Raw genomic sequence first — 25,332 nt, 5'->3', positions numbered from 1 at the left:
GTGTCCCTGAATGCGGGCTTATCTGGCGGCGTTGAGCGCCCTGATCACCTTGTCGGTGATGTCATGCTTGGGGTTGGCGTAAACCGCTTCCTGCAGGATGAGGTCGTACTTCTCGGCCTCGGCAACGGTTTTGACAACCTTGTTGGCGCGCTCGATGACCTGCTGCAACTCTTCGTTCTTGCGCGCGTTGAGGTCTTCCTGGAACTCGCGGCGCTTGCGCTGGAAATCCCGGTCCTGCTCCACGAGCTGCTTCTGGCGGGCCACGCGCTGGCTCTCCGCCAGGGTGGGCGCCTCGCGGTCGAACTTGTCGGCCATGGCCTTGAGCTGTGTCCCGACGTCGGTGAGCTCTTTCTCGCGCTTGCCGAATTCCTGCTCCAGCTTGGCCTGGGCCGCCTTGGCGCTGTTGGCTTCCCGAAAGATGCGGTCAATATTGACGATGCCGATCTTGAAGTCCTGCGCGCCAGCCGCAAACGCGGCCAGCGCCATCACGGCAGCGAGAAAAAACTTGGTTGAAAAGGATTTCATTAGAAGGATGTACCAATCTGGAATTGCAGTCTCTGGATTTTATCCGTCGGCTTCTTGTTCAAAGGATGGGCAAACGCCAGGCGCAGGGGCCCGAGCGGCGAGATCCAGCTCACGCCGAAACCCACCGATGAGCGCATCTCGCTCAGTGAATATTTCTCATTTTCGCCAAACACATTACCCGCGTCGACAAAGCCGAAGAGCCGCAGGGTCCGGTCGTTGCCCGCGCCGGGGAACGGCGCCAGGATTTCGGCATTCAGCGTGATCTTTTTCGGACCGCCAATGGAATTGCCCTGGCTGTCGCGGGGGCCCAGGGTGCCGGGCTCATAACCACGCACCGAACCCAGGCCGCCGGAATAGAAGTTCTTGAACACCGGGAAAGGCTGGCCATTGAGGCCCTTGCCCCAGCCCAACTCGGTGTTCAGCCCAATGGTGAACTGCTTGTTCAGCGGGATGTACTGCTGGAACTGGTAGTTGGTGCGCAGGAAGCGGGCATCACCGGCAACGCCCCAATCGCCATAAACGCGCTGGAAACGCCCCTTGGTCGGGACGATGGCGCTGTCACGTTCGTCACGCGACCAGCCGATGGTCAAGGGCACGGAATTGCTCTTGGCACCAAAGGTATTGACATAAGTCTGGTAGACCGCCGGAAGGTTGGTTCCGGAAATGTCGATCTGCTCCAGTCCACCGCCGAAATACACCGTATCGACTTCACTGAACGGCACACCGAAACGCACGCTGGCGCCGGTGGTTTTGAGTTCGTAGTCGGTATTCACCACGCCGATCTGGCTGCTGTAGGGGCGCGCGGTGCGGGTGTACACGTCAATGGTCCGGGAAATGCCGTCGTTCGTGAAATAAGGGTCCACGGTGCTCAGCACCAGTTGCCGGTTGTACTTGCCGGTGTTGACCTCGAGGCCCAGGTAGTTGCCGGTACCAAAGGCGTTTTCCTGCTTGAAACCGAACACCAGAGACAGGCGGTCGGCACTGGAAAAACCGGCGCCGAGCTGCAGGTTGCCGGTGGGTTTTTCCGCCACCGCCAGGTTCAGGTCCACCTGGTCGGGCGTGCCCGGCACTTCCTGTGTGTCGATGTTGACTTCGGTGAAAAACCCGAGACGGTCCACACGGTCCCGTGACAGGCGGATCTTGTCGCCGTCGTACCAGGACGCCTCGAACTGCCGGAACTCCCGGCGCACCACTTCATCACGCGTGCGGCTGTTGCCGCTGATGTTGATACGCCGCACATAGGCGCGGCGGGAGGGTTCGCCCTGCAGGACAAAAGCCACGCGGTTGTTGGCCCGGTCAATTTCGGGCTGGGCGTCGACCTTGGCAAAGGCAAAACCGAAACTGCCGTAATACTCGACGAAGGCCTTGACGGTCTGGGCCACCTGGTCGGCGTTGTAGGGCTCGCCGGGCTTGATGGTGACCAGCGACTTGAACTCTTCCTCGCGTTCGAGGAAATTGCCTTCGAGCTTGACACCGGACACGGTGAACCGCTCACCCTCGGTGACGTTGATGGTCACCGAAATATCCTGCTTGTTCGGGGAGATGGCGACCTGGGTGGAGTCGACCTTGAACTCCAGGTAACCGCGCGTCAGGTAGTAGGAGCGCAGGGTTTCGATGTCTGCATTGAGCTTGGCCCGCGAATAACGGTCCGCCTTGGTGTACCAGCTCAGCCAGCCGCCGGTGTCCAGGTCGAACAGGCCGCGCAATGTGGACTCGCTGAACACCTTGTTGCCGACGATGCGGATTTCCTTGATCTTGGCGACGTCGCCTTCGGTCACGCTGAAGGTCACGTTGACCCGGTTGCGCTCGATCGGCGTCACGGTGGTCACCACCTCGGCGCCGTACAGGCTGCGGTTGATGTACTGCCGCTTGAGCTCCTGCTCGGCGCGGTCTGCCAGCGCCTTGTCGAAAGGCCGGCCATCGGTGAGCCCGATTTCGCGCAGCGCCTTCTTGAGCACTTCCTTGTCAAACTCCTTGGCCCCGACGAAGTCCACGTCGGCCACCGTCGGGCGTTCCTCGACGATCACGACCAGCACATCACCGCTGACTTCAAGCCGCACGTCCTTGAACAGGCCCAGCCCGAACAGCGCGCGGATCGCGCCGGCCCCCTTGTCGTCGTTGTAGGTCTCACCGACGCGGAAAGGCAGCGACGCAAAAATGGTCCCGGGTTCGACGCGCTGCAGGCCTTCCACGCGGATATCGCGCACGGTGAAAGGATCCACGGCCCAGGCTGCATGCGCGATGAGAAAGCTGGCCACCACCGCGGAAACGCTGCGGACCTTGAATCGTTTGATTTGTTTTTGCATGAAAAGTATGGAGTTAACCCAAAAGCCGGGAGACATCGTTAAACAGGGCAACTGACATCATGCCCAGCAGGATTGCAACGCCACCGCGCTGCAACCGGTCCATCCACGCGTCAGACACGCTTTTGCCGGTAATCGCCTCCCAAAGATAATACATCAGGTGCCCCCCGTCCAAAACCGGCAGCGGCAGTAAATTGAGCACGCCCAGACTGACGCTGATCAGAGCCAGAAACAGCAGATAGGCCGTCCAGCCGATGCTCGCCGACTTGCCGGCGTAGTCGGCAATCGTCAGCGGGCCGCTGAGGTTTTTCAGGGAGGCCTCGCCGATGACCATCTTGCCCATCATTTTCAGCGTCAGCGCCGAGACCTGCCAGGTACGAACCGCGCCCTGCCACAGGCCGTCAAGCGGGCCGTAGCGCACCGTGACCATGGCGGGCGGTGCGCCGACATAGGCGCCAATGCGTGCGATCGACCGGCCGGCCTCCTGCCTGATCTCGGGCGTGACCGGCAAATCCATGGCCTGCCCGGCCCGCACGATGTGCCAGGTCTGGGTCCCGCTGGAAGCCCGGATGGTTTCACGCAGTTGCGGGCCGTCGACAATGGCCAGGCTGCCGATGCGCAGCACCAGGTCGCCGCTGCGAAGGCCCGATTTCTCGGCAGCACCACCGGCCATCAGCTCGCCGATCACCGGCTGGGTCCAGGGCCCGATGATGCCGATTTTGCGAAACAGCTGCGCATCGGCGTCGGCGGCCTGGAGCTGGCCCAGCGGCAACACCAGTTCTCGCGACGCGGCTGCAGCCGCGTCGGGCCCGCCTATCGCCAGCCGTACGTCGCGGCCGTTCAGCGCGCCCTGGGTCAACAGCCAGCGCAGATCCTCGAAAGAACGCACGTCCTGCAAGGCGTCTCCGTCAAAGGCCGCCTGCTGCACCCGCTCGCCGCCGCGCAGGCCGGCACGCTCGGCGATGGACCCCGCCACGGGGCTGGCCAGCACGGGCTCGGGCTCCTGCAGGCCGCTCCAGTTGACGATGGCATACAGCACGATGGCCAGCAGCAGATTGGCCGCCGGCCCTGCCGCCACCACGGCGGCACGTGAGCGCAAAGGTTGGGTATTGAAGGCCAGATGGCGTTCTGCCGGATCGACCGGCCCTTCCCGCTCGTCCAGCATCTTGACGTAGCCGCCCAGCGGCAGCATGCCAATGGAAAATTCGGTGGGGCTGTTTTTGAGCCGCCAGGTGTAGATAGGCTTGCCAAATCCGACAGAGAACTTCAGGACCTTGATGCCGCAGGCCACGGCCACGCGGTAGTGCCCGTACTCGTGGACGGCGATCAGGATCCCGAGGGCAACAACAAAGGCGACCAAGGTCAGCATGGAAAAACTCCTGTCAAGTCGTCAGATTTCCGGCGAGGCGGGTGGCCGCGGCCCGTGCCTGCGCATCCAGCGCCAGCAAATCTCCAATGCCCCGGATTTCAGAGGCGTTCACGGTGTCCAGAGTTCCACGGTTCACGGCGTGAATCTGGTCAAAGCGTATCCGTTTTTCAAGAAAGGCGGCCACCGCCACCTCGTTGGCTGCGTTCAGCACCGCCGTGGTGCCGACAGGCGCATCGAGCACCTCCCAGGCCAGCGGCAAGCCGGGGAAATGTTCGTTGTCCGGAACCGCGAACGTCATGGTGGCCAGCGCCCGGAAATCGAGCGCCTGCGCACCCGAGGAAATCCGGCCCGGCCAGGCCAGGCCGTAGGCGATCGGCACCCGCATGTCGGGCGTGCCAAGCTGCGCCACCACCGAGGTGTCGCGGTATTGAACCATCGAATGAATGATGCTTTGCGGATGAATCACCACCTCGATCTGCGCCGGTGTCAGACCGAACAGGTAACGCGCCTCGATCACTTCGAGCGCCTTGTTCATCATGGTGGCCGAATCCACCGAAATCTTGCGGCCCATGACCCAGTTCGGGTGGGCACAGGCCTCGTCGGGCGTGACATCGCGCAGGGTCGCCGGCGCGCGGGTGCGAAACGGCCCGCCGGAGGCTGTCAGGATGATCTTGTCGATGCGCTCCATCCAGGCCGCGGGGTCTTCCGGCAGGGACTGGAAAATCGCCGAGTGTTCGCTGTCGATGGGCAACAACTGCGCTCCGCCCTCGCGCACGGCCTGCATGAAGACCTCGCCGCCAACCACCAGCGCCTCCTTGTTGGCCAGCAGCAGGCGCTTGCCGGCGCGCGCGGCCGCCATGCAGGGTGCCAGCCCGGCCGCGCCCACGATAGCGGCCATCACGGTATCCACCCGCTCATCCGACGCTATCATTTCAAGAGCATCCGGCGCAAGCAGGACCTCGGTTGAAAGCCCGTTTTCCTTCAAACTTTGGGCCAGGAGGCGGGCGTGCGGGGCGCTTGCCATGACGGCGTAAGACGGTTTGAAACGCAGGCACTGGGCCAGCATCAAATCGGTCTGCGTGGCCGCACTGAGCGCAAACACCTCAAACCGGTCGGGGTGACCGGCAATCACGTCCAGCGTGTTGACCCCCACCGAGCCGGTCGAGCCCAGCACCGTGATGCTTTGTTTTTTCAATGGCATGGGATGAGACGGGATGGCTAGACGGTGATGAGCATCATGGCCAGCGGTAGCACCGGCAACAGCGCATCGACCCGGTCCAGCACACCGCCGTGGCCCGGCAGCAAACCACTGGAATCCTTGGCGCCGGCGCTGCGCTTGATCAGGGACTCGACCAGATCACCCACCACGCTGAGGGCCGCCAGGAAAACCATGGCCAGCAGCGTCACGGCGAGGCCGTGTTCCGCCGCCAGGCGCGCGTACAGGCTCTCACCGGTGGCGTCGAGCAGCAGCCAGGCGATACACAGCACCAGCACCCCCGCCATGCCGCCCCAGACGCCCTCCCAGCTTTTGCCGGGGCTGATCGAAGGGGCCAGCTTGCCCTTGCTGAAGCGCCCGCCCAGCGCCTTGCCGGCGAAATAGGCGCCGATATCGGCGACCCAGACCAGCAGGAGCACCGACAGCAGGAACTCGATGCCGATGAAACGCGCCTGCGCCACGGCCAGCCAGGCCAGCCAGAGCGCCAGCACACCAACCACCAGGCGCACCGTGCGCGGAATGCGCGACCAGCCCGCCACGCCGCCGCGCAACAGCCAGGCGCCCGCCAGCACCCAGCCTGCGCCGGCCAGCCGCCACAGCAAAGGCAGCGGTCCGTCGAGCAACCCCAGGTCCCAGGACATGCCGCACAACACCACGCAGGCAAAACCGGCCACCAGCGCGCTGAGCTGGCCATAACCGTTGAGACGGGCCCATTCCCAGGCGCCCGCGGCGATCAGCACCAAGGCCACCACGGCAAACGGCACCGGGGTGCGGTAAAAAAGCGCCGGCAGCAGGATGGCCAGCATCACCAGCGCCGTGATCACGCGTTGCTTGAGCATCAGGCAGCCTTCATGTCGGGATTGGGGATTGGCGGGACGACTTGTGCGGAGGTCTGACCAAAACGCCGCTCGCGGCTGCGGTAGACCGCGATGGCTTCATCGAGCGCCGCCTCGTCGAAGTCGGGCCAGAGCTTGTCGGAAAAATGCAGTTCGGAATACGCCGCCTGCCAGAGCAGGAAATTGCTGATGCGCAGCTCGCCGCCGGTGCGGATCAGGAGGTCCGGGTCGGGCACATGGGCCAGCGCCAGCGCACGGTCCAGCGCCATTTCGGTGATCTCCCGGCCCGCGGCAGCCAGCTTGCGTGCCGCCTGCGCGATGTCCCAGCGACCACCGTAGTTGAAACACACATTGAGGATCAGCCGCTGGTTGTCCGCGGTGGCCTGCTCCGCCTGAGCCAGGCCAGCCTTGAACTTGTCGGACAGGCGCTGCCGGTCGCCGACAAAATGCAGTTGCACGCCGTTGGCCTTGAGCGAGGGCACTTCCCTGGCCAGCGACAACGCCAGCAGCTCCATGAGCCCGGAGACTTCGTCCGGCGGCCGGTTCCAGTTTTCCGACGAGAAGGCAAACACGGTCAGCACGCCGATGCCGCGGGCCATGCAGGCCTGCACGCAGCGGTTCAGCGCGCCGACACCCTGCTTGTGGCCGGCGATGCGCGGCAGGAAACGCCGCGTGGCCCAGCGGCCGTTGCCGTCCATCACGATGGCGACATGGTGTGGAACGGTGGTGGAGCTTGGAGTAGCCATGTCAGCAGTCAGTCACTGCCCTGAGCGAGCGTGGGGACCTGTCTTTTCAAGCAGGCGCGGAACCGGCTTAGCCGGGCCGCAGGCGCAGCGGCCCCCTCGGGGGGCAGAGAGCTACGCGAAGCGAGCGACCGTGGGGGCAATCTACACCGCCATGATGTCTTGTTCCTTGCCTGCGACCAGCTTGTCGACTTCGGCAATGAAACGGTCGGTGAACTTCTGCACTTCGTCGTGGGCGCGGCGCTCGTCGTCTTCAGACGCCAGCTTTTCCTTGACGAGTTTCTTGACGCCGTCGTTCGCGTCACGGCGCAGATTGCGGATGGCGACCTTGGCGTGTTCGCCTTCGCCGCGAACCACCTTGGTCAGCTCCTTGCGCCGCTCTTCGGTCATGGCCGGCATGGGCACGCGGATCAGGTCTCCCTGGGACGCCGGGTTGAGTCCGAGGTCGGAGTCGCGGATGGCTTTTTCAATCTTGGCGCCCATGCCTTTTTCCCAGGGCGCAACGCTGATGGTGCGCGCATCGAGCAGCGCCACATTGGCGACCTGGCTGATCGGCACCATGGCACCGTAATAGTCCACATGCACGGTGTCCAGCAGCCCGGGGTTGGCGCGGCCGGTGCGGATTTTGGTCAAGGCATGCTTGAAGGAGTCTACCGACTGCTGCATTTTCTGCTCGGCCTGGCTCTTGATATCGGGAATGCTCATGGTTGAAATCTCCGGAGGATTCTTGTTCTGCAAAGGGATGGCATGCGCATCGCGCAGGCTTCAGACGTGGACCAGCGTTCCTTCGTCTTCGCCCTGCACCACGCGCTTGAGCGCGCCGTGCTTGAAGATGCTGAAAATCTTGATCGGCAGTTTCTGGTCGCGGCACAGCGCAAAGGCGGTGGCATCCATGACTTCGAGGTTTTTGCCCATGGCCTCGTCGAAGGTGATGTTGGTGTAACGCGTGGCCGAAGGGTCTTTCTTCGGATCTGCGCTGTACACGCCGTCAACCTTGGTGGCCTTGAGCACAATCTCGGCCCCGATTTCCGCGCCGCGCAGGGCGGCCGCGGTGTCGGTGGTGAAGAAAGGATTGCCGGTGCCCGCCGCGAAGATGACAACCTTGCCCTCTTCGAGGTATTGCAGGGCCTTGGGGCGCACATAGGGCTCGACAACGCGCTCGATACCGATGGCCGACATGACACGCGGTGTCAGGCCCGCCTTGTCCATGGTGTCGCCGAGTGCCAGCGCGTTCATCACGGTGGCCAGCATGCCCATGTAGTCGGCGGTGGCACGGTCCATGCCCACCGAACCGCCCGCCACGCCGCGGAAGATGTTACCTCCGCCGATCACGACAGCCACTTCCACGCCCATGCGGGTGACCTCGGCAATCTCCTCGACCATGCGCACAATCGTCGCACGGTTGATGCCGAAGGCATCGTCTCCCATCAAGGCTTCGCCTGAAAGTTTCAACAAGATTCGCTTGTAGGCTGGCATGGGAGAGTTCCTGTCGTTTTTATGGGCGTAAGTTTAGCGGCCTTTCGGATCAGCGGGCGCAATCAGGCCGCTTTGGCGGCGGCCACCTGGGCGGCCACTTCAGCCGCGAAATCGTCGACCTTCTTCTCGATGCCTTCGCCGACAACATACAGCGTGAACGCCTTCACGGTCGTTCCTTTTTCCTTGAGCATCTGCTCAACGGTTTGCTTGTCGTTTTTAACGAAAGGCTGGTTGAACAGGGACACTTCCTTGAGGTATTTCTGCACGCCGCCTTCAATACGTTTGGCAACAATTTCGGGGGACTGCACAGGCTTGCCTGCGGCGGTGGCCACAGCTGCGTCCTCGGCGGCCTTGGCCGCAGCGACCGAACGCTCCCGAGCCACCAGCTCGGCAGGCACCTGGTCGCTCGACAGCGACACCGGCTTCATCGCGGCGACGTGCATGGCGACGTCCTTGGCCGGCACTTCGTCGCCCTCGTACTCGACAACCACGCCGATACGCGTGCCGTGCAGGTAGGAGGCCAGCTTGCCGCCTTCAAAACGCTTGAAGCGGCGCACGCTCATGTTTTCGCCGATCTTGCCGATCAGGCCCTTGCGCACGTCTTCCACCGTCGGGCCGAAACCGTCCAGACTCAAAGGCATGGCGCCGATCGCGGCCACGTCGGCCGGGTTGTTCTTGACGATGCCCTTGACCACCGCGTCGGTGAAAGCCAGGAAGCTGTCGTTCTTGGTGACGAAGTCGGTTTCGCAGTTGATCTCGACGAGCGCGCCCACTGCAGCTTCGCCGTGGAAGGCGATCACGCCTTCAGCGGTGATGCGGGAAGCGGCCTTGCCCGCCTTGTTGCCCAGCTTGACGCGCAGGATCTCTTCGGCTTTTTCGAAGTTGCCGTCGGCCTCGGTCAATGCCTTCTTGCATTCCATCATCGGTGCGTCGGTTTTTGCGCGCAACTCTGCGACCATGCTTGCTGTGATTGCCATCTTCAGTTCTCCGTATGTCGTATTGACTTCAAATAAAGGGGATGCCTTTGGACAAGGCTGTGAAAAAGGGGCTACGCGAGCCCCTTTTTCGCGTCAGGCGCAGGGCCGGGCCAATCAGGCGGCTGCGTTTTCCACTTCGACGAATTCGTCGCTGCTTTCAGCAGCAACCATCTTGACGACGTCATTGCCGGCAGCGGCGCGGCCTTCAATGATCGCGTCGGCGATGCCGCGGGCATACAGCGCCACAGCCTTGGACGAGTCGTCGTTGCCGGGGATCACGTAGTCGATGCCGATGGGCGAATGGTTGGAGTCCACCACGCCGATCAGCGGAATGCCCAGCTTCTTGGCCTCAAGGATGGCGATCTTGTGGAAACCCACATCAATCACGAAAATCGCGTCAGGCAGGGCATTCATGTCCTGGATGCCGCCGATGTCTTTTTCCAGCTTTTCCATTTCACGCTTGAACGTGAGCTGCTCTTTCTTGCTCAGGGTGTCGAGACCGACTTCCTGCTGGGCCTTCATTTCCTTGAGGCGCTTGATCGAGGTCTTGACCGTCTTGAAATTGGTCAGCATGCCGCCCAGCCAGCGCTGGTCGACAAAAGGCACACCGGCGCGTTTGGCTTCAGCGGAAACAAGTTCGCGGGCCTGGCGCTTGGTGCCCACCATCAGGATGGTGCCGCGGTTGGCGGACAGCTGCTTGGCGAACTTCATCGCGTCCTCGAACATCGGCAGCGATTTTTCGAGGTTGATGATGTGGATACGGTTGCGGTGGCCGAAGATGTACGGGGCCATCTTGGGGTTCCAGAAGCGGGTTTGGTGACCAAAATGGACGCCGGCTTCCAGCATTTCACGCATGCTTGTTGACATAGAGATACTCCAAAGGTTGTGTCTAAAATCAGCGCTTATCACCTGAAAGCATGGTTGAAAGCTCTCGGGCAACACCTTGAATGGCTGATTTGCGATTTGCTGCACGGCGGCGGAATTGCCTTTCGTACAGCCTGCTGAGTATAACATCCCTGCCTGTGCCAACGTCCCCGCCCGAGCCCTGCCACGCCCCATCCGCTGTTGCCGGCGGCGCGCCGGCCAGGGTTGGCGGTCCCGCCGGCACTTCAAAAACAAGAGCAGCATGCGCTTTTCCCGCGCCGGCTTCCGTCCGATTGAACCCATAAACATGAACCCACCGACTTTCCGCCCCAGCCCCAGTCCCCGCCCTGCAGGGACGGCCCCATGAGGGTCGCCGTGATAGGCGCCGGCATCATCGGCATCACCACCGCCTGGGAGCTCGCCCGGGACGGCCATGAGGTCACCGTTTTCGAGCGCCGGGGTGCGGCTGCCGAAGAAAGCAGTTTTGCCAATGCCGGCGTGGTGGCCCCGGGCTACGTGACGCCCTGGGCGGCACCCGGCATGCCGGGCAAGGTGCTGGGCCACCTGCTGGGCCGCCACGCACCGGTCAGGCTCAGCCTGCCGCTGTCCGGCCGCGAGCTGGCCTGGATGTGGCGATGGTGGCGCGCCTGCCGGCTGGAAACCTACCTGGCCAACCGTGCCCGCCTGCAGCGCCTGGCTTTTTACAGCCGCGCGCGCCTGCACCAGATCACCGCCGAGCACCAGCTCGAATACGACCGCAGTCCCGGCTACATGGTGCTGCTGCGCGCCGAACAGGACGGCCGGATGGTCGAACCCGGCCTGCAGTTGCTGCGCGGTGCAGGGGTCAGCTTCCGGCAGATCGGCTCCGACGAGGCGCGCCGGATCGAACCGGCGCTGAACCCGGACACACCCTTGCTGGGCGCCATTCACCTGCCCGACGACGAAGTGGCCAACTGCCGCCAGTTTGCCCTGCTGCTCAAGGCCGAAGCCCAGCGCCTGGGTGTGACTTTTGAGTTCAATACGACTGTGGCCCAACTGGACCGGGCGCAGCCAGCTACTTTTTTGATAGCGGGCGAAGCGACACCGCGGAACTCAGACGCGGTGGTCGTGTGCGCCGGCCTGGACTCGGCCACGCTGCTGCGGCCGCTCGGCATCCGGGTTCCGCTGGCAGCGGTGTACGGCTACTCGCTGAGCGCGCCGCTTCGCGAACCACTGAACGCGCCGCGCAGTGCCCTGATGGACGAACGTTACAAGGTCGCGATCTCGCGCCTGGGCAACCGCGTGCGCGTGGCCGGCAGCGCTGAAATCGGCGGCCGGCCCGACAAAAAGAGCGCCGCGGCCATCCAGACGCTTTACAAAGTGCTGCAGGACTGGTTCCCGGGCGCCGCCCACACCTCCAATACCACCACCCATGTGCAGGAATGGAAAGGCGTGCGACCCATGTTGCCGGACGGCCCGCCCATCCTCGGTGCCAGCGGCCTGCCCGGCCTGTGGCTCAACCTGGGCCACGGTTCCAGCGGTTGGGCGCTGAGCTGCGGCAGCGCGCGGGCCGTCGCCGACCTGGTCGCCGGCCAGGCGCCGGAGATTGACCTCGAAGGGCTGGACCTGAGCCGGCTCACATCCCCGGCCGCCTGAAGGCTGCACAATCGGCCCATGTTAGCCGTCTCCCCTGCCCTCAGCCTGCCGCTCCATGGGGTGGCCGCCACGCGCCTGCTGGAGCAGCAGGCCGCGGCCCCGCTGGCGCCCCACACCCTGATGCAACGTGCGGGGCTGGCCACCGCGCGCCTGGCCCTGGCGCTGGCGCCGCACGCGCAGTGCATCTGGATCGCCTGCGGGCCGGGCAACAACGGCGGCGACGGCCTGGAAGCGGCCATGCATCTGCACCAGTGGGGCAAAACCGTGGTGGTGACCTGGCTGGGCGCGCAGAAAGAAGCCCGGGTGCCCGCCGATGCGCTGGCCTCGCTGGTGCGCGCCCGTGCGGCCGGCGTGCCCTTTGCCAAGGTGCCGCCGGTCGGCTTTGACTTCGCGATCGACGCCCTGCTGGGCATAGGCGGCGCATCCCGCCCTGCGGCTGCCGCGGACCAGACCGATCTGCTCGGCCGGTGGCTGGCGCTGCTGCGGGCCAGCCCGCAGCCGGTCCTGGCGATCGATATTCCGAGCGGGCTGGACGCCGATACCGGCGCGTCGATTGCTCCTGAATTTATAGCTGCCCGCGCTTTACCATCAAGGGCTGGCGCCCGATTTACCTTGAGTCTTTTGACGCTGAAGCCGGGCTTGTTCACGGCCGCCGGCCGCGACCTGGCCGGACAGGTCTGGTGGGACGACCTCGGCGTCACCCCCGCACCGGCGCTGGCGCCCGACGCCTGGCTGTTGGGCCAGGACCGCGCCGGGCCACACCCCCGGGCGCAGGCAGCGCACGCCAGCCACAAAGGCAGCTTCGGCGATGTCGCCATCCTCGGCGGACAGTCCAGCCCGCAAGCCGCCACCCACATGAGCGGCGCCGCCCTGCTCGCCGGGCGTGCCGCCCTGCATGCGGGCGCTGGCCGGGTGTTTGTGGCCCTGCTTGGCGGCGCCGGGCTCACGGTGGACCCGCAGCAGCCCGAACTGATGTTCCGCAGCCCCGAGGCGCTGGACCTGAAGGCCCAGGTGCTGGTCTGTGGCTGCGGCGGCGGCGACGCCGTGGCCGGCGTGCTGCCGCGCGTGTTGTCGGGCGCGCAGGCGGCCGTGCTGGATGCCGATGCGCTCAATGCCATCGCCGCTGACACCCAGCTGCAAACCCTGCTCCGGGCCCGCCAGGGCCGCGCTTACCGCACGGTTCTGACACCACATCCGCTGGAGGCCGCGCGCCTGCTCGGCAGCAGCGCTGCCGCGGTGCAGGCCAACCGCCTGCAGGCGGCGCGGCAGTTGGCTGAAAAATTCGGCTGCGTGGTGGTGCTCAAGGGCTCAGGCACGGTGATCGCTGCGCCGGATCAGGCCAGCGCCATCAACCCCACCGGCAACGCGCGCCTGGCCACGGCCGGCACCGGCGATGTGCTGGCGGGCATGGTCGGTGCCCGGCTGGCCGGCGGACAGACTGCATTCGACGCCGCCTGCAGCGCCGTTTTCCAGCATGGCCAGCTGGCCGATGACTGGCCGGCCTGCCACCCGGGGCAGACGCTGACCGCTTCGCTGCTAGCCCAGAACCATCAGGCCGATCTGTAGCAGCAGCAGCAGCACCAGCGCCGACAGGTCGACCCCGCCGATCGCCGGGATGATGCGCCGCAGCTGCGCCAGCAGCGGCTCGGCCAGCCGGCCCAGCAGGCCGTACATGGGCGAGCCCGGCTGCAGCCAGGAAATGACGGCGTAAACCAGAACCACCATGAAGGCCAGTTGCAACGCGACACGCACCAGCATCTTCAGGCCCATCAGCAGCAAAGCCGGCAGCATGGCCGCGGTCAGGTTCAGCAAGGCGCCGAACAGGGCCGCCCACACCAGCGCATACACCAGCGCCAGCAGGAAGGCAGCCAGCAGACTGGCCCAGTCCACGCGGGCCTGCGCCAGCGCCTTGGGCAACACGCGCCGCAAGGGCTTGACCAGCCAGTCCGTCACGGCCATCACAAAGGTGCCGGGCTGCGCGCTCATGTTGATGCGCAGGCGGTTCATCCAGGCACGCATCAGCGCCGCGCCTATCAGCACGAAGAACAGGCTATCCACCAGAAAGGACAGGATGCGGATCAGCATGGTTGTTTGTTCCCGGGCGTGGCGGGCAATGGATCAGGGGTGATCATGTCTTTACCGCCTGGGTTTCTTGCTTTGCTTGCGCCCGGCGCTGGCGGCCGACTTCTTGACCGCCGCCTTCAGCGCCTGGATCGGCGACTTGGCAGTGCGGCTGCCCGCCGCACTGCCCTCGCGCGCGCCGGCACGCTGCTCGGTGCCCTTGCCCGCGCGCTTGTCACCGCGCTGCTCGCTGGCCTTGCGCGGCAGTGCGCGCTCCTGCTCAGGCAGGTCGGAGGTGCGGCCGCCGGCCTTGTCCTTCATGGCGCGGGCGACGAGCTCTTCGCCCTCGCGCACCAGGCGGAAGTCGATCTTGCGGCCGTCGAGATCGACCCGGCTGACCTGGACCCGCACCCGGGTGCCAATGGCATAACGGAGGCCAGTGCGCTCGCCGCGCAGTTCCTGGCGCGCCTCGTCAAAGCGGAAATACTCGCCGCCCAGTTCGGTGATATGCACCAGGCCTTCGACATACATCGCATCGAGCGTGACGAAAATGCCAAAGCTGGTGGCGGCCGTGACGACGCCGCCGAACTCCTCGCCCAGATGCTCGCGCATGTATTTGCACTTGAGCCAGGCTTCCACGTCGCGGCTGGCTTCGTCGGCACGGCGTTCGTTGGCGCTGCAATGCAGGCCGGCGGCCTGCCAGGCGAGCTGGTCGGCCGTGGGTTTTTTCGGTTTCTGGTCCGGCTCGGTGACGCGCGAGGCGAGCCGCTTCGACAGCTTGGCCTCGGCCTCGCCAGGAGTAGGCAACACCGGCAGCTGGTATCTGGACTTGGTCAGCACTGCCTTGATGACGCGGTGCACCAGCAGGTCCGGGTAGCGGCGGATCGGGCTGGTGAAGTGTGTGTAGGCCTCATAGGCCAGGCCGAAGTGGCCGGCGTTCATGGGGGTGTAGATCGCCTGCTGCATGGAGCGCAGCAGCATGGAATGGATCTGCATCGCATCGGGCCGGTCCTTGGTGGCCATGGCGATCTGCTGGAACTCGCCCGGCGCTGGGTTCTCCGTGATCGTCATGCCAATGCCGAGGGCCTTCAGGTAGGTGCGCAGTATGTCCTTCTTCTCGGGTGTCGGGCCCTCGTGCACGCGGAACAGGCCCTCGTGTTTGCTGCCGGAGATGAAGTCCGCAGAACAGACGTTGGCCGCCAGCATGGACTCCTCGATCAGCCGATGCGCCACATTGCGCGTGCGTGGAACGATTTTCTCGATGCGCCCGGCCTCGTCGCAGACGATCTGCGTTTCGGTGGTTTCAAAGTCCACCGCGCCGCGCACGCCACGCTCCTTGAGCAGCGCCTGATACACATCATGCAGGTCCAGCAGGTGCGGCACCAGCGCCTTGCGCTGGGCCGCTTCCGGGCCGCGCGTGTTGGCCAGGATGGCGGCGACTTCGGTATAGGTGAAACGGGCGTGGCTGAACATCACGGCCGGGTAAAACTGGTAGGCGTGAACTTCACCCTTGGCGTTGACCAGCATGTCGCAGACCATGCACAGGCGCTCGACATTGGGGTTGAGAGAACACAGGCCGTTGGAGAGCTTCTCGGGCAGCATGGGGATCACACGGCGCGGGAAATATACGCTGGTCGCACGGTCGTAGGCGTCGATATCGATCGCACTGCCGGTTTCCACATAGTGGCTCACGTCGGCAATCGCCACCAGCAGGCGCCAGCCCTTGCCGCGGCCCACCTTGGCCGGCTCGCAATACACGGCGTCGTCGAAGTCGCGCGCGTCTTCACCGTCGATGGTCACCAGCGGAATGTCGGTCAGGTCCACGCGGCCTTTTTTGTCGGCGGGACGAACGGCGTCCGGCAGGGTGCGGGCGAGCGCCAGCGCGGCGTCGCTGAACTCATGCGGCACGCCGTATTTGCGCACGGCAATTTCAATTTCCATGCCCGGGTCGTCGATTTCACCGAGCACTTCCTTGACGCGGCCGACCGGTTGGCCAAACAGCGCCGGCGGCTCGGTCAGCTGGACCACCACGATCTGCCCGGGCTTGGCCGTGCCGATGGCGCCCTTGGGGATCAGCACATCCTGGCCGTAACGCTTGTCCTCGGGCGCCACCAGCCAGACACCGCTTTCCTGCAGCAGGCGGCCAATGATGGGATTGGGCGAGCGTTCAATGATTTCCGTGACGCGGCCTTCGGGCCGGTTCTTGCGGTCGTGGCGCACGATGCGCGCCTTGACGCGGTCCTTGTGCAGCACGGCGCGCATTTCGTTGGGCGGCAGGTAGATGTCGGCTTCGCCGTCATCGCGCAGCACGAAGCCGTGGCCATCGCGGTGGCCTGAAACAGTGCCTTCGAATTCGGCGAGCAGTCCGGCACCCTGGCCGTTGCTGTGTGTAGTTGTTTTGATAACTGGTCTCTCTTCTTGAGATGATTAATGGGGAAAAGAATTCCGGCGCCGGCTTGCTGCCGGCGGGAAATCCGTCTTGTCTGTATTTTTCTGCATGTCAAAAGCCGGCGGTTTGCCGGACCGTGGCGTGAAGGTGCGAGCCTGGCGCGTGATGCGCCTCATGGCCCGCACCTCGATTGAAATTTTTTGGAATCCGGACCGGAAAACCGATTCTGTAATGGTACACTGCTGGCTGTGCCCGGGTGGCGGAATTGGTAGACGCGCACGGTTCAGGTCCGTGTATCGCAAGATGTGGAGATTCGAGTTCTCTCCCGGGCACCAGATACATCAAACCCAGCGAAAGCTGGTACAAAAAAGGCCACTGCCAACCCAGTGGCCTTTTTTCTTTCCGGGCGCTTTTTCAGCACTTGTTCCAGCCCCATGCGGACGTCCTCAGACCGGCACCGCCACCAGATCGTGGCCCTGTGTGCCGACAATCCGGGCCTTGGTGAATTCCCCGACCTTGAGCGTCTTGCTGATTTTTTCGGGCGGCAGCAATTTCACGACACCATCGATCTCCGGCGCGTCGGCATAACTGCGGCCCACGCCGCCCTTTTTTCCCATGCCGGGGGCCGAATCCACCAGCACCTGCATGGTGGCCCCCACACGCTGCTGCAGCTTCGCCGCAGATACCGCTTCGGCCACGGCCATGAAACGCGCACGGCGCTCTTCGCGCACTTCGAGGGGCAGCATGCCCGGAATGTCGTTGGCCGTGGCGCCTTCCACCGCGCTGTAGGCAAAGCAGCCCGCGCGGTCAATCTGCGCTTCGCGCATGAAGTCCAGCAGGTGCTCGAACTCGCCCTCGGTTTCGCCGGGAAAACCGGCAATGAAGGTGCTGCGAATCACGATTTCGGGACATATCTCGCGCCAGCGCGCAATCCGCTCCAGATTTTTCTCGCCGCTGGCCGGCCGCTTCATGCGCTTGAGCACATCGGGGTGGCTGTGCTGCAGGGGCACGTCCAGGTAAGGCAACACCTTGCCGGTGGCCATCAGCGGCAGGATCTCGTCGACACTTGGGTACGGATAGACGTAATGCAAGCGCACCCAGGCGCCGTAGGGCTCGGCAATCTCGCCGAGCGCCTGCACCAGTTCCAGCATGCGGGTCTTGACCGGCTTGCCATCCCAGAAGCCGGTGCGGTACTTCACGTCCACGCCGTAGGCCGAGGTGTCCTGGCTGATAACAAGCAGCTCCCGGACACCGCCCTCAAACAGCGCACGCGCCTCGCCCAGCACATCGCCTATCGGCCGCGAGACCAGGTCGCCGCGCATCGACGGGATGATGCAGAAGGTGCAACGGTGGTTGCAGCCTTCACTGATCTTCAGGTAGGCATAGTGCCGCGGCGTGAGCTTGATGCCGGCAATACCAAAGGAATTCGGCACGAGGTCCACAAACGGGTCGTGCGGCTTGGGCAGGTTCAGGTGCACCGCGTCCATCACTTCCTGCGTCGCATGCGGGCCGGTCACGGCCAGCACACTGGGGTGCATCTGCCGCACCAGGTTGCCACCGCCCTCGCCCGCCTTGGCGCCCAGGCAGCCGGTCACGATCACCCGGCCGTTTTCGGCCAGCGCCTCGCCAATGGTGTCCAGGCTTTCGCGGACGGCGTCGTCGATGAAACCGCAGGTGTTGACGATCACCAGGTCGGCGCCTTCAAAGGTTTTGGAGGTCTGGTAACCCTCGGCGCTGAGCTGCGTCAGGATCAGCTCGGAGTCGGTCAGGGCCTTGGGGCAGCCGAGGCTGACAAAACCGACGCGGGGCGCCGTGTTCAAGGTGGGGGATGGTGGGGTCGCAAGGGCTTGGCTCATGCCCTCTATTGTCTCAGAGCCGGCCCGTTGCGACCGCTGGCGCCCGAAATGGCCTGGACCCGGTCAGCGCTTCAGGCCCAGCGCGGCCAGCATCTGCTCGCTTTGTTTTTGCATCTGCTCCTGCATCTGCGTGAACACGGTTTTCGACTGCTCGACATAGCTGCCCATCATGCCCTGCATGGCCGGCGACTGGGCATTGACAAACTGCGCCCACGCTTCCGGCGTCAGGCCCTTGGACTGCTCGGACATCTTGAGCTGCAAGTCCATGAAGGACTGGACGTTTTTCTCGAGGTAGGAACCCATGAAGCTCTGCATCGCATTGCCGTAAAAGCGGATGATGTTGCCCAGCACCGCTTCGGTGAACATGGGCGCGCCGCCGGCTTCTTCTTCCAGGATGATCTGCAGCAGGATGCTGCGTGTCAGGTCCTCGTTGGTCTTGGCATCGCGCACCACGAAATCGGTGCTGTCCATGACGAGGTTCTTGACTTCGGCCAGCGTGATGTAGGCCGAGGTATCGGTGTCGTAAAGACGGCGATTCGGGTATTTCTTGATGACACGCGGCGACGCCGCCTTGCCGTTACCGCCCTTGGTGCCCGGCACTTTTCCCGGCGTACTGCCGACGGGGGGAGACGAGTCGGTTGACTGGCTCCTGGACTGACTGGTGGGCTTGCTCTTGGGCACTGTGCGAACTCCTCTGTGAATGACTGCCTGCACCAATGCACAGGGTCATCACATTCTAGGAAGTATGCCTACCTGCAATCCCCTTGGTTTACCCTGTGTGAACCGTGTGATGCACGGCTGGCAGGAAAACAACTTCAGGAAATTGGTAGGCGCGATTGGACTCGAACCAACGACCCCCACCATGTCAAGGTGGTGCTCTAACCAGCTGAGCTACGCGCCTAAGGACTGTTCGACCTCGTCATTGTAGCAGGGCAAACCCGGCCTTTTGCGGCCGCGCCGATTTTTTTGCCGACAAATCAGCGCCTGCGCGCCGAACGCACACCATTGACCTCGGCGACGATGGCAAGCACCTGGTTGAGCCGGCCCGAGTCTGCCACCTCCACCGTGAAGGTCATCCAGGCCGTGCCGCCGCGGTTGTCCTTGACCGATGTGGTCTGCACACCAATGACGTTCATTTTCTCCCGCGCAAACACTTCCGAAATATCGCGCAGCAGACCCTGCCGGTCTGCCGCTTCCACGGCCACATCCACCGGGTACACCGATCCCTCGCTGCTTTTGGTCTGGCTCCACTGCACCTCGATCACCCGGTCGGGGCTGCCGCTGGCCATGTTCCTGAAGTTGCTGCAATCGCTGCGGTGGATGCTCACGCCCTTGCCCTTGGTGACAAAACCGAGAATCGCATCGGGCGGCGCGGGCTTGCAGCATTTGGCCAGTTGCGTGAGCAGCGAGTCGATACCAACCACCAGCACCCCGCCCTTGCGCCCGCGCTCGGACGACTTGTCATGTTGCCGGGCTTTTTTGGCCAGCACATAGTCGTCCTGCGTGGGCGGCGGCTCGGGCGGCTTGAGCATGTTTTCAATGGTGCGCAGCGACAGCTCGTCCTTGCCGACCACTTCAAACAGATCCTCGGCGCTCTTGAAGCCCAGTTGCGTCGCGACATCCTCGAGCTTCATCGCGGTCTTGCCCTCGCGCTGCAGCAGCTTTTCCACCGCCTCGCGTCCGCGCGCCACCGTCTGCGCCATGGCCTGGGCATTGAACCAGGCACGCACTTTCGACCGCGCACGGTGGCTGGCCAGAAAGCCGAGCTCGGGGTTGAGCCAGTCGCGCGACGGGCCGCCCTCCTTCGTGGTGACGACCTCCACCGTCTGCCCGTTCTGCAGCGGCGTGTTCAGCGGCACCATCGCGCCGTCGATGCGTGCGCCGCGGCAGCGGTGGCCCAGGCTGGTGTGCACGCTGTAGGCAAAGTCGAGCGCCGTCGCTCCCTGCGGCAGTTCGACGACGGCCGCGTCCGGCGTCAGGACGTAGATGCGGTCTTCGAACAGGCCCTGGGTGGCGTCGCGCGCCTTGGCCGCCACCGGCCCCGACAGGTCACGCTCCCAGGCCAGCAACTGCCGTAACACGGCAATTTTTGCGTCGTACTCGCTGCTGGCCGACACGCCGCCGTAACCCTTGGTGCCGGCCTCCTTGTAGGCCCAGTGGGCAGCCACGCCATGCTCGGCATGGTCGTGCATGGCCTGCGTGCGGATCTGGATCTCGACCGCCCGCTGCTGCGCATCGCGCACCACCGTGTGCAGCGACTGGTAACCGTTGGACTTGGGCTTGGCGATGTAGTCGTCGAATTCGCCCTCCACCGGCGTGAAATGCGAATGCGCAAACCCGAGCGCCGCGTAGCAGCCCTTGACGTCGGCGGCAATCACGCGCAGCGCGCGGATGTCGAACACCTGTTCAAAATCGAGGCCCTTGCCGCGCATCTTCTTGACGATGCTGTAGATGTGTTTGGGCCGCCCCTGCACCAGCGCGGCAATGCCATTGCTGTTCAGGTCGCGCTCCAGCTGGGCGCGCAGCGCCTCCATGAAAACCTCGCGCTCGGCGCGTTTTTCATCGAGCAGGCGGGCAATGCTTTTGTAGGTGTCCGGCTCCAGAAAGCGGAAGGCCAGGTCTTCCATTTCCCACTTGATCTGCCAGATGCCCAGGCGGTTGGCCAGGGGCGCAAAAACGTTGAGCGATTCGCGCGCCACGGCCAGCGGGCACGGTTGCCGGATGGCGGCAAAGTGACGCAGCGTCTGCAGGCGGGACGCCAGGCGCAGCATGACCACCCGCAGATCGCGCGAAAACGCCAGCAGCATCTTGCGCACGTTTTCAGTCTGCGCCGCCGGGTCTTCCAGCTGCGCCCTGGCATCGGCGGCGCGGGCCTGCTTCTGCACATGGACGAGCTTGGTGGTCTCCATGGCCAGGGCTGCGAAATTGGCGCCGAAAGCCTTGGCAATCACCTCCTGCGGCTTGTTCAGGTGCGCGCAGGCGTGGACGAGGTAGGTGGCGGCCTGCATGGCCTCGGAGCCGCCAATGGCCTTGAGAATGGCCGCGACGGCATCCGCATGGGCCAGGATGTTCTCACCGGTGTCCAGCGTTTCACTGGCGATCAGCGGCTCGGCAAAGGCCCTGGCGCGGGCCAGCGCGTGCGGCTGGTCCGGCAGGCTGTCCGCCGTGGCCGTCACGATGGACGCGTTGGGCAGCGGCGCCATGAGCGTCATGGGCGCCACGCTCGTCAGGGGCTTCAAAGGCGATTTGGGCGAGGCGCCCGGCCCGGCCCCGGCATGTTTCGTCACAGGCAGCTTTTCAATAAAAAATTTCAGACAAGAAGAAAATCACCCACCGTGCTGACCTGATCCATCGCCACCAGGGTCGGTGCGTGGCCGACCCCTTCAAACTCCACCAGGCGGGCCCGGGGACCGCGTTGCGTCATGGCCAGCGCAGTGGCATGGCTGAGCAGATCCGATTGTGCGCCGCGCAGGACCAGCGTCGGCGCCCGAATGTTGTCAAAAAGTTGCCAAAGCATGGCTTCACCGTCCCGCGCCGAGTCCTCGGTCGTGGCCCGCACCGGCACCGCAATCGCCGGGTCGTAATGCAGCATCACGCTGCCGTCAACTGCCCCGGGCACGGGCTTGACCATGTGGCGCGACAGCGCCAACCACTGCTCGGGCGTGTGCGGGCCGAAACTGGTGGAAATGGCCCACATCGCGTCGGCGGCTTCTTGCAGCGAACCAAAATGACCGGCCTTGCCGAGGTAGGCGGCAATACGCGTGATGGCCTGCCATTCGATGGCCGGCCCCACATCGTTGAGAACCAGTTTGTGGACGGGCGCAGGCAGGGGCAGCTCGGGCTGGCCGGCAATGGCCATGCCGATCAGGCCGCCCATGCTGGTGCCGACCCAGTCCAGCGTCGTGATGGGTGCTTGCTGGTGCAGCTGACCAAGCAGCACCATCATGTCGGCGGCGTACTGCGGGATCTGATAACCCATGGGGTCCTGGAGCCAGTCGCTGCGGCCGCGGCCGGCCACGTCGGGGCACACCACCCGGACCTCGTCCGACAGGTACTCCGCCAGCACATCAAAATCCCTGCCCTGGCGCGACAGGCCGTGAACACACAGCACCACATGCGGGTTGGCCGGATCGCCCCACTCCCAGTACGCCATGCGGTGCCCTCCCGAAACGTCGGGGCAGGATACGTAGTTCAGCGTAGGTTCAGTCATGGACAGGGAATCCGGGTTGCAGGCTTGATAATTGCCCGAGCCGCTGTTTTTCAGCGTCTGACAGGCATCGTAAATCATCCGGAGAAAACTTCATGCTCAAAGGTAAAACTGCACTCGTGACCGGCTCCACCAGCGGCATCGGCCTGGGGATCGCCAAGGCGCTGGCGGCGCAGGGGGCCAACATCGTGCTCAACGGTTTCGGCGACGTCGAAGGCCCCAAGGCGGAAATTGCAGCGCTCGGCGTGAAAGTGGCCTACCACGGTGCCGACATGAGCAAGCCCGCCGAGATTGAAGCCATGATGACTTTTGCCGCCGCGCAATTCGGCCAGGTGGACATCCTGGTCAACAATGCCGGCATCCAGCATGTGGCCAGAATCGAGAACTTTCCGGTCGAGCGCTGGGACGCCGTCCTGGCGATCAACCTGAGCAGCGCCTTCCACGCCACACGGCTGGCGTTGCCGGCCATGCTGGCCGCCAACGGCGGCAAGGGCTGGGGCCGCATCATCAACGTCGCTTCGGTGCATGGCCTGGTCGGCTCGGCAGAAAAATCCGCGTACGTTGCCGCCAAACACGGCATCGTCGGCCTAACCAAGGTCACGGCCCTCGAAAACGCGACGACCGGCGTGACCTGCAACGCGATCTGCCCAGGCTGGGTGCTGACGCCGCTGGTGCAAAAACAGGTGGACGCCAAAGCCGCCGCAGGCAGCATCTCCAACGAGCAGGCCACGCAGCTGCTGCTGGGCGAAAAAGAGCCGTCGATGCAATTCACCACACCCGAGGAACTGGGCGCGCTGGCGGTGTTTTTCTGCTCGCCGGCCGGCAACAATGTGCGCGGCGTGGCGTGGAACATGGACGGTGGCTGGGCGGCACAGTAAAGCGCCGAAAGCATACGACGCAGGAGGCTGGCGGCCGGGTGCCGCAAGCCCTGCATGCGCACAGGAGAGCCAAATCAGCCCTCAGCCCTTGATGGGCGAGCGCCAACAGCTATTGATTTCATAGCAAATCCAGCCTACTCATCCCATGCTCGCACTGCTGGCGTCTGGTGCAGGCCGGCGACGCCACGGCCCGCCACCGCGATCGACCTCCTCCCGTCCTACACCCAATGTCAGGCGTTTCCTACAAGCCGTTCCACCCTGAACGTTTAAGTTGATTCATGGTTTGTTGATCCGTCCTGTCAGCGGCGGATTTTCATCAAGTCTTCATCCTGCGAGGAGTCATCGTGAAAAAAATTCATCGTGTTCTCTCCAGCCTGCTGCTCGGTGCAGCAGCCGTCGCCGCCAGCCTGTCCGTCCAGGCCCAGACCGGCAGCCCTTCCTCCGGATCCGGCAGCAGCGCGTGGTATGCCCCCGGCAGCGCCTACCTCGGCTTCAATGCCGGCCGCTCCAATTACCGGCAGGGATGCGGCACCGGGGTGTTCAACTGCGGTGACAAGGACGACGCCTACAGCCTCTACGGAGGCGGGATGTTCAGCAACAACTTCGGGCTGGAGCTGGGCTACCTCGACATGGGCAACATCGACCGTGGTGGTGGCACGACCCAGGCCCACGGCATCAACCTCAGCCTGGTCGGCAAGGTGCCGCTCAGCCCGACATGGGGCCTGTTCGGCAAGGTAGGCACGACCTACGGCCGCACCAGCGTGTCATCCACGCCCGGTTCGGGCGTCACCAGCGGCGACGAGGACGGCTTCGGGCTGTCGCTCGGGGCGGGGGTGAGTTATGACTTGTCCGACAGATGGTCTGCGGTCCTGCAATGGGAGCGCCACGACTTCAAGTTTTCCGGCTCGGGACGCGACAACGTGAATGCCACCACGCTGGGCCTGAAGTACCGGTTCTGAAACCACCCGGACATAGAAAAAGCCCCAAGTCGCTTGCGACTTGGGGCTTCAATTCTGGTGGGCGGTGCAAGTTTCGAACTTGCGACCCCTGCAGTGTGAATGCAGTGCTCTACCCCTGAGCTAACCGCCCTGTTTGGTCAGCCTCAGATTATAGGGGGTTTTTGTCACACATCGGCCAGTTCGCGCCAGACAGTTTTGCCTTTGCTGCTTTTATCGATGTCCGCCAGCAGGCTTTCGTGGGCGGCGATCTCCTGATCGTTGGCCAGCAGCAGCGGCAAATCAAAACCGCTCAGGTCCATCGCCACGGCGGCGCCCCCCTCCTGCGTGTTGCCGCTCACGTCCATCACCAGAGAATTCTGCCCGCGCGTCAGGTTGATGTAGACGTCGGCCAGCAACTCGGCGTCGAGCAGGGCGCCGTGCAGCGTGCGGCCCGAGTTGTCGACGTCCAGGCGGTCGCACAGCGCGTCGAGCGAATTGCGTTTGCCGGGATACAGCTCCTTGGCCATCATCAGGCTGTCGGTGACCTTGGCCACGCAGTTGCGGATCGAGACACGCCCCATCAGCTCCAGCTCCTTGTCCAGGAAGCTGATATCGAAAGGCGCGTTGTGGATGATGACCTCAGCCCCCTCCAGATACGCCAGCAACTCGTCGGCAATGGCCGGAAACTTGGGCTTGTCCTGCAGGAACTCGTTGCTGATGCCGTGCACCTTGAGGGCGTCCTCGTGGCTGTCGCGCTCGGGGTTCAGGTAGAAGTGCTTGTTGTTGCCGGTGAGCTTGCGACCGAGCAGCTCGACGCAGCCGATTTCGATGATGCGGTCGCCGTTTTCAGCGGACAGACCGGTGGTTTCAGTGTCTAGAACGATTTGGCGCATGGTTCAGATGATAGCTGCGCTGAGTCCGTGGATGTTTTTCCGCCGGGCCGCCCCAAGGAAAAATGCGCCCCCTCGGGGGGCAGCGAGGACACGCCAGTGCCGAGCGTAAGGGCTAGTACATCAACACGTAAGTTTCGAAACATAGTATCGCCCAAGCTTTGTATCT

The 25,332-nt window shown here is 64.1% G+C and carries 21 protein-coding genes and 3 tRNA genes; 5 read left to right on the top strand and 19 right to left on the bottom strand.

Translation table 11 applies throughout. The features are described from left to right. Positions 1–18: 18 nt before the first annotated feature. The 10 genes from PSV40_RS07550 to rpsB form a co-directional block, all read right to left on the bottom strand. Positions 19–525: an OmpH family outer membrane protein gene (locus PSV40_RS07550; protein WP_300536197.1), complete on the bottom strand. Its 507-nt coding sequence runs from the start codon at positions 523–525 to the stop codon at positions 19–21. Continuing rightward, on the bottom strand, positions 525–2,831 hold the full coding sequence (gene bamA, locus PSV40_RS07545) for an outer membrane protein assembly factor BamA (RefSeq protein ID WP_300536195.1): 2,307 nt from the start codon (positions 2,829–2,831) through the stop codon (positions 525–527). Before bamA ends, PSV40_RS07550 begins: the two co-directional genes overlap by 1 nt. A gap of 13 nt (positions 2,832–2,844) precedes the next feature. Beyond that, positions 2,845–4,197 carry an RIP metalloprotease RseP gene (gene rseP / locus PSV40_RS07540; protein WP_300536193.1) on the bottom strand — a complete coding sequence of 451 codons (1,353 nt, stop codon included), beginning with the start codon at positions 4,195–4,197 and terminating at the stop codon, positions 2,845–2,847. A 13-nt stretch (positions 4,198–4,210) separates the two neighbouring features. Further along, positions 4,211–5,398, bottom strand: a complete 1,188-nt coding sequence (gene ispC, locus PSV40_RS07535) for a 1-deoxy-D-xylulose-5-phosphate reductoisomerase (RefSeq protein WP_300536191.1) — start codon at positions 5,396–5,398, stop codon at positions 4,211–4,213. Between the two features lie 17 nt (positions 5,399–5,415). Further along, positions 5,416–6,252, bottom strand: a complete 837-nt coding sequence (locus PSV40_RS07530) for a CDP-archaeol synthase (RefSeq protein WP_300536189.1) — start codon at positions 6,250–6,252, stop codon at positions 5,416–5,418. Further along, positions 6,252–6,995 carry a polyprenyl diphosphate synthase gene (uppS, locus tag PSV40_RS07525; protein ID WP_300536187.1) on the bottom strand — a complete coding sequence of 248 codons (744 nt, stop codon included), beginning with the start codon at positions 6,993–6,995 and terminating at the stop codon, positions 6,252–6,254. Before uppS ends, PSV40_RS07530 begins: the two co-directional genes overlap by 1 nt. A 141-nt stretch (positions 6,996–7,136) precedes the next feature. Beyond that, complete coding sequence (gene frr / locus PSV40_RS07520; RefSeq protein ID WP_300536186.1) at positions 7,137–7,697, bottom strand: ribosome recycling factor; 561 nt, start codon at positions 7,695–7,697, stop codon at positions 7,137–7,139. Between the two features lie 60 nt (positions 7,698–7,757). Beyond that, the gene (gene pyrH, locus PSV40_RS07515; RefSeq protein WP_300536184.1) at positions 7,758–8,468 is read right to left on the bottom strand and encodes a UMP kinase; all 711 of its coding nucleotides are present in this window, start codon (positions 8,466–8,468) and stop codon (positions 7,758–7,760) included. A gap of 62 nt (positions 8,469–8,530) precedes the next feature. After that, positions 8,531–9,445 carry a translation elongation factor Ts gene (tsf, locus tag PSV40_RS07510; RefSeq protein WP_300536182.1) on the bottom strand — a complete coding sequence of 305 codons (915 nt, stop codon included), beginning with the start codon at positions 9,443–9,445 and terminating at the stop codon, positions 8,531–8,533. Between the two features lie 114 nt (positions 9,446–9,559). Continuing rightward, complete coding sequence (gene rpsB, locus PSV40_RS07505) at positions 9,560–10,312, bottom strand: 30S ribosomal protein S2 (protein WP_300536180.1); 753 nt, start codon at positions 10,310–10,312, stop codon at positions 9,560–9,562. A gap of 360 nt (positions 10,313–10,672) precedes the next feature. Between rpsB and PSV40_RS07500 the strand changes: the two genes are divergently transcribed. Both PSV40_RS07500 and PSV40_RS07495 read left to right on the top strand, forming a co-directional pair. Then, on the top strand, positions 10,673–11,944 hold the full coding sequence (locus PSV40_RS07500) for a D-amino acid dehydrogenase (RefSeq protein WP_300536178.1): 1,272 nt from the start codon (positions 10,673–10,675) through the stop codon (positions 11,942–11,944). An 18-nt stretch (positions 11,945–11,962) separates the two neighbouring features. Continuing rightward, positions 11,963–13,510 (top strand): NAD(P)H-hydrate dehydratase, encoded by a 1,548-nt coding sequence (locus PSV40_RS07495; protein ID WP_300536176.1) that lies wholly within the window; start codon positions 11,963–11,965, stop codon positions 13,508–13,510. Here PSV40_RS07495 and PSV40_RS07490 read toward each other — a convergent pair. Continuing rightward, positions 13,481–14,029, bottom strand: coding sequence for a YggT family protein (locus tag PSV40_RS07490; RefSeq protein ID WP_300536174.1), 549 nt, complete (start codon positions 14,027–14,029; stop codon positions 13,481–13,483). The genes PSV40_RS07495 and PSV40_RS07490 overlap by 30 nt on opposite strands. Positions 14,030–14,080: 51 nt before the next feature. Further along, on the bottom strand, positions 14,081–16,408 hold the full coding sequence (gene rnr / locus PSV40_RS07485; RefSeq protein WP_300536212.1) for a ribonuclease R: 2,328 nt from the start codon (positions 16,406–16,408) through the stop codon (positions 14,081–14,083). 236 nt (positions 16,409–16,644) lie between these two features. Between rnr and PSV40_RS07480 the strand changes: the two genes are divergently transcribed. Continuing rightward, a tRNA-Leu gene (locus tag PSV40_RS07480) sits at positions 16,645–16,729 on the top strand. A 111-nt stretch (positions 16,730–16,840) separates the two neighbouring features. Here the strand turns inward: PSV40_RS07480 and rimO are convergent. From rimO to PSV40_RS07455, 5 genes are all read right to left on the bottom strand, one after another. Continuing rightward, positions 16,841–18,250, bottom strand: coding sequence for a 30S ribosomal protein S12 methylthiotransferase RimO (gene rimO / locus PSV40_RS07475; protein ID WP_300536173.1), 1,410 nt, complete (start codon positions 18,248–18,250; stop codon positions 16,841–16,843). Positions 18,251–18,313: 63 nt separating this feature from the next. Then, a complete protein-coding gene (gene phaR, locus PSV40_RS07470; protein WP_096697226.1) occupies positions 18,314–18,850 on the bottom strand; it encodes a polyhydroxyalkanoate synthesis repressor PhaR in 537 nt (178 codons plus the stop codon). Positions 18,851–19,074: 224 nt separating this feature from the next. Next, positions 19,075–19,151 (bottom strand) — tRNA-Val (locus tag PSV40_RS07465). Between the two features lie 76 nt (positions 19,152–19,227). Beyond that, positions 19,228–21,462 carry a bifunctional (p)ppGpp synthetase/guanosine-3',5'-bis(diphosphate) 3'-pyrophosphohydrolase gene (locus PSV40_RS07460; protein WP_300536209.1) on the bottom strand — a complete coding sequence of 745 codons (2,235 nt, stop codon included), beginning with the start codon at positions 21,460–21,462 and terminating at the stop codon, positions 19,228–19,230. A 98-nt stretch (positions 21,463–21,560) separates the two neighbouring features. Next, on the bottom strand, positions 21,561–22,460 hold the full coding sequence (locus tag PSV40_RS07455) for an alpha/beta hydrolase (RefSeq protein WP_300536171.1): 900 nt from the start codon (positions 22,458–22,460) through the stop codon (positions 21,561–21,563). Between the two features lie 92 nt (positions 22,461–22,552). On the opposite strand from PSV40_RS07455, the gene PSV40_RS07450 reads away from it, so the two are divergent. Both PSV40_RS07450 and PSV40_RS07445 read left to right on the top strand, forming a co-directional pair. Beyond that, positions 22,553–23,335 (top strand): 3-hydroxybutyrate dehydrogenase, encoded by a 783-nt coding sequence (locus PSV40_RS07450; RefSeq protein WP_300536169.1) that lies wholly within the window; start codon positions 22,553–22,555, stop codon positions 23,333–23,335. Between the two features lie 344 nt (positions 23,336–23,679). Further along, on the top strand, positions 23,680–24,294 hold the full coding sequence (locus PSV40_RS07445; protein ID WP_300536167.1) for a porin family protein: 615 nt from the start codon (positions 23,680–23,682) through the stop codon (positions 24,292–24,294). A gap of 55 nt (positions 24,295–24,349) precedes the next feature. On the opposite strand, the gene PSV40_RS07440 is transcribed toward PSV40_RS07445, so the two are convergent. Together PSV40_RS07440 and dnaQ are read right to left on the bottom strand one after the other, a co-directional pair. Then, positions 24,350–24,424: transfer RNA gene (locus PSV40_RS07440), tRNA-Val, on the bottom strand. Between the two features lie 34 nt (positions 24,425–24,458). Then, positions 24,459–25,166, bottom strand: a complete 708-nt coding sequence (gene dnaQ / locus PSV40_RS07435; protein ID WP_300536166.1) for a DNA polymerase III subunit epsilon — start codon at positions 25,164–25,166, stop codon at positions 24,459–24,461. Positions 25,167–25,332: the final 166 nt, after the last annotated feature.

Origin of the sequence: Polaromonas sp., from assembly GCF_029945925.1 — a bacterium.
Taxonomy (GTDB): domain Bacteria; phylum Pseudomonadota; class Gammaproteobacteria; order Burkholderiales; family Burkholderiaceae_C; genus Polaromonas.
The sequence above is the reverse complement of the archived record's forward strand: the minus strand, read 5'-3'. Positions and strand labels throughout refer to the sequence as shown.

Bases quoted from the DNA above. Each gene is read 5' to 3' on its own strand.
- PSV40_RS07530 (WP_300536189.1), bottom strand. From the start codon at position 6,252: ATGCTCAAGCAACGCGTGATCACGGCGCTGGTGATGCTGGCCATCCTG.
- PSV40_RS07550 (WP_300536197.1), bottom strand. From the start codon at position 525: ATGAAATCCTTTTCAACCAAGTTTTTTCTCGCTGCCGTGATGGCGCTG.
- PSV40_RS07450 (WP_300536169.1), top strand. From the start codon at position 22,553: ATGCTCAAAGGTAAAACTGCACTCGTGACCGGCTCCACCAGCGGCATC.
- PSV40_RS07460 (WP_300536209.1), bottom strand. From the start codon at position 21,462: ATGACGCTCATGGCGCCGCTGCCCAACGCGTCCATCGTGACGGCCACG.
- bamA (WP_300536195.1), bottom strand. From the start codon at position 2,831: ATGCAAAAACAAATCAAACGATTCAAGGTCCGCAGCGTTTCCGCGGTG.
- PSV40_RS07455 (WP_300536171.1), bottom strand. From the start codon at position 22,460: ATGACTGAACCTACGCTGAACTACGTATCCTGCCCCGACGTTTCGGGA.
- rseP (WP_300536193.1), bottom strand. From the start codon at position 4,197: ATGCTGACCTTGGTCGCCTTTGTTGTTGCCCTCGGGATCCTGATCGCC.
- PSV40_RS07495 (WP_300536176.1), top strand. From the start codon at position 11,963: ATGTTAGCCGTCTCCCCTGCCCTCAGCCTGCCGCTCCATGGGGTGGCC.
- rimO (WP_300536173.1), bottom strand. From the start codon at position 18,250: ATGAGCCAAGCCCTTGCGACCCCACCATCCCCCACCTTGAACACGGCG.
- PSV40_RS07490 (WP_300536174.1), bottom strand. From the start codon at position 14,029: ATGCTGATCCGCATCCTGTCCTTTCTGGTGGATAGCCTGTTCTTCGTG.
- frr (WP_300536186.1), bottom strand. From the start codon at position 7,697: ATGAGCATTCCCGATATCAAGAGCCAGGCCGAGCAGAAAATGCAGCAG.
- PSV40_RS07500 (WP_300536178.1), top strand. From the start codon at position 10,673: ATGAGGGTCGCCGTGATAGGCGCCGGCATCATCGGCATCACCACCGCC.
- dnaQ (WP_300536166.1), bottom strand. From the start codon at position 25,166: ATGCGCCAAATCGTTCTAGACACTGAAACCACCGGTCTGTCCGCTGAA.
- pyrH (WP_300536184.1), bottom strand. From the start codon at position 8,468: ATGCCAGCCTACAAGCGAATCTTGTTGAAACTTTCAGGCGAAGCCTTG.
- tsf (WP_300536182.1), bottom strand. From the start codon at position 9,445: ATGGCAATCACAGCAAGCATGGTCGCAGAGTTGCGCGCAAAAACCGAC.
- uppS (WP_300536187.1), bottom strand. From the start codon at position 6,995: ATGGCTACTCCAAGCTCCACCACCGTTCCACACCATGTCGCCATCGTG.
- ispC (WP_300536191.1), bottom strand. From the start codon at position 5,398: ATGCCATTGAAAAAACAAAGCATCACGGTGCTGGGCTCGACCGGCTCG.
- rpsB (WP_300536180.1), bottom strand. From the start codon at position 10,312: ATGTCAACAAGCATGCGTGAAATGCTGGAAGCCGGCGTCCATTTTGGT.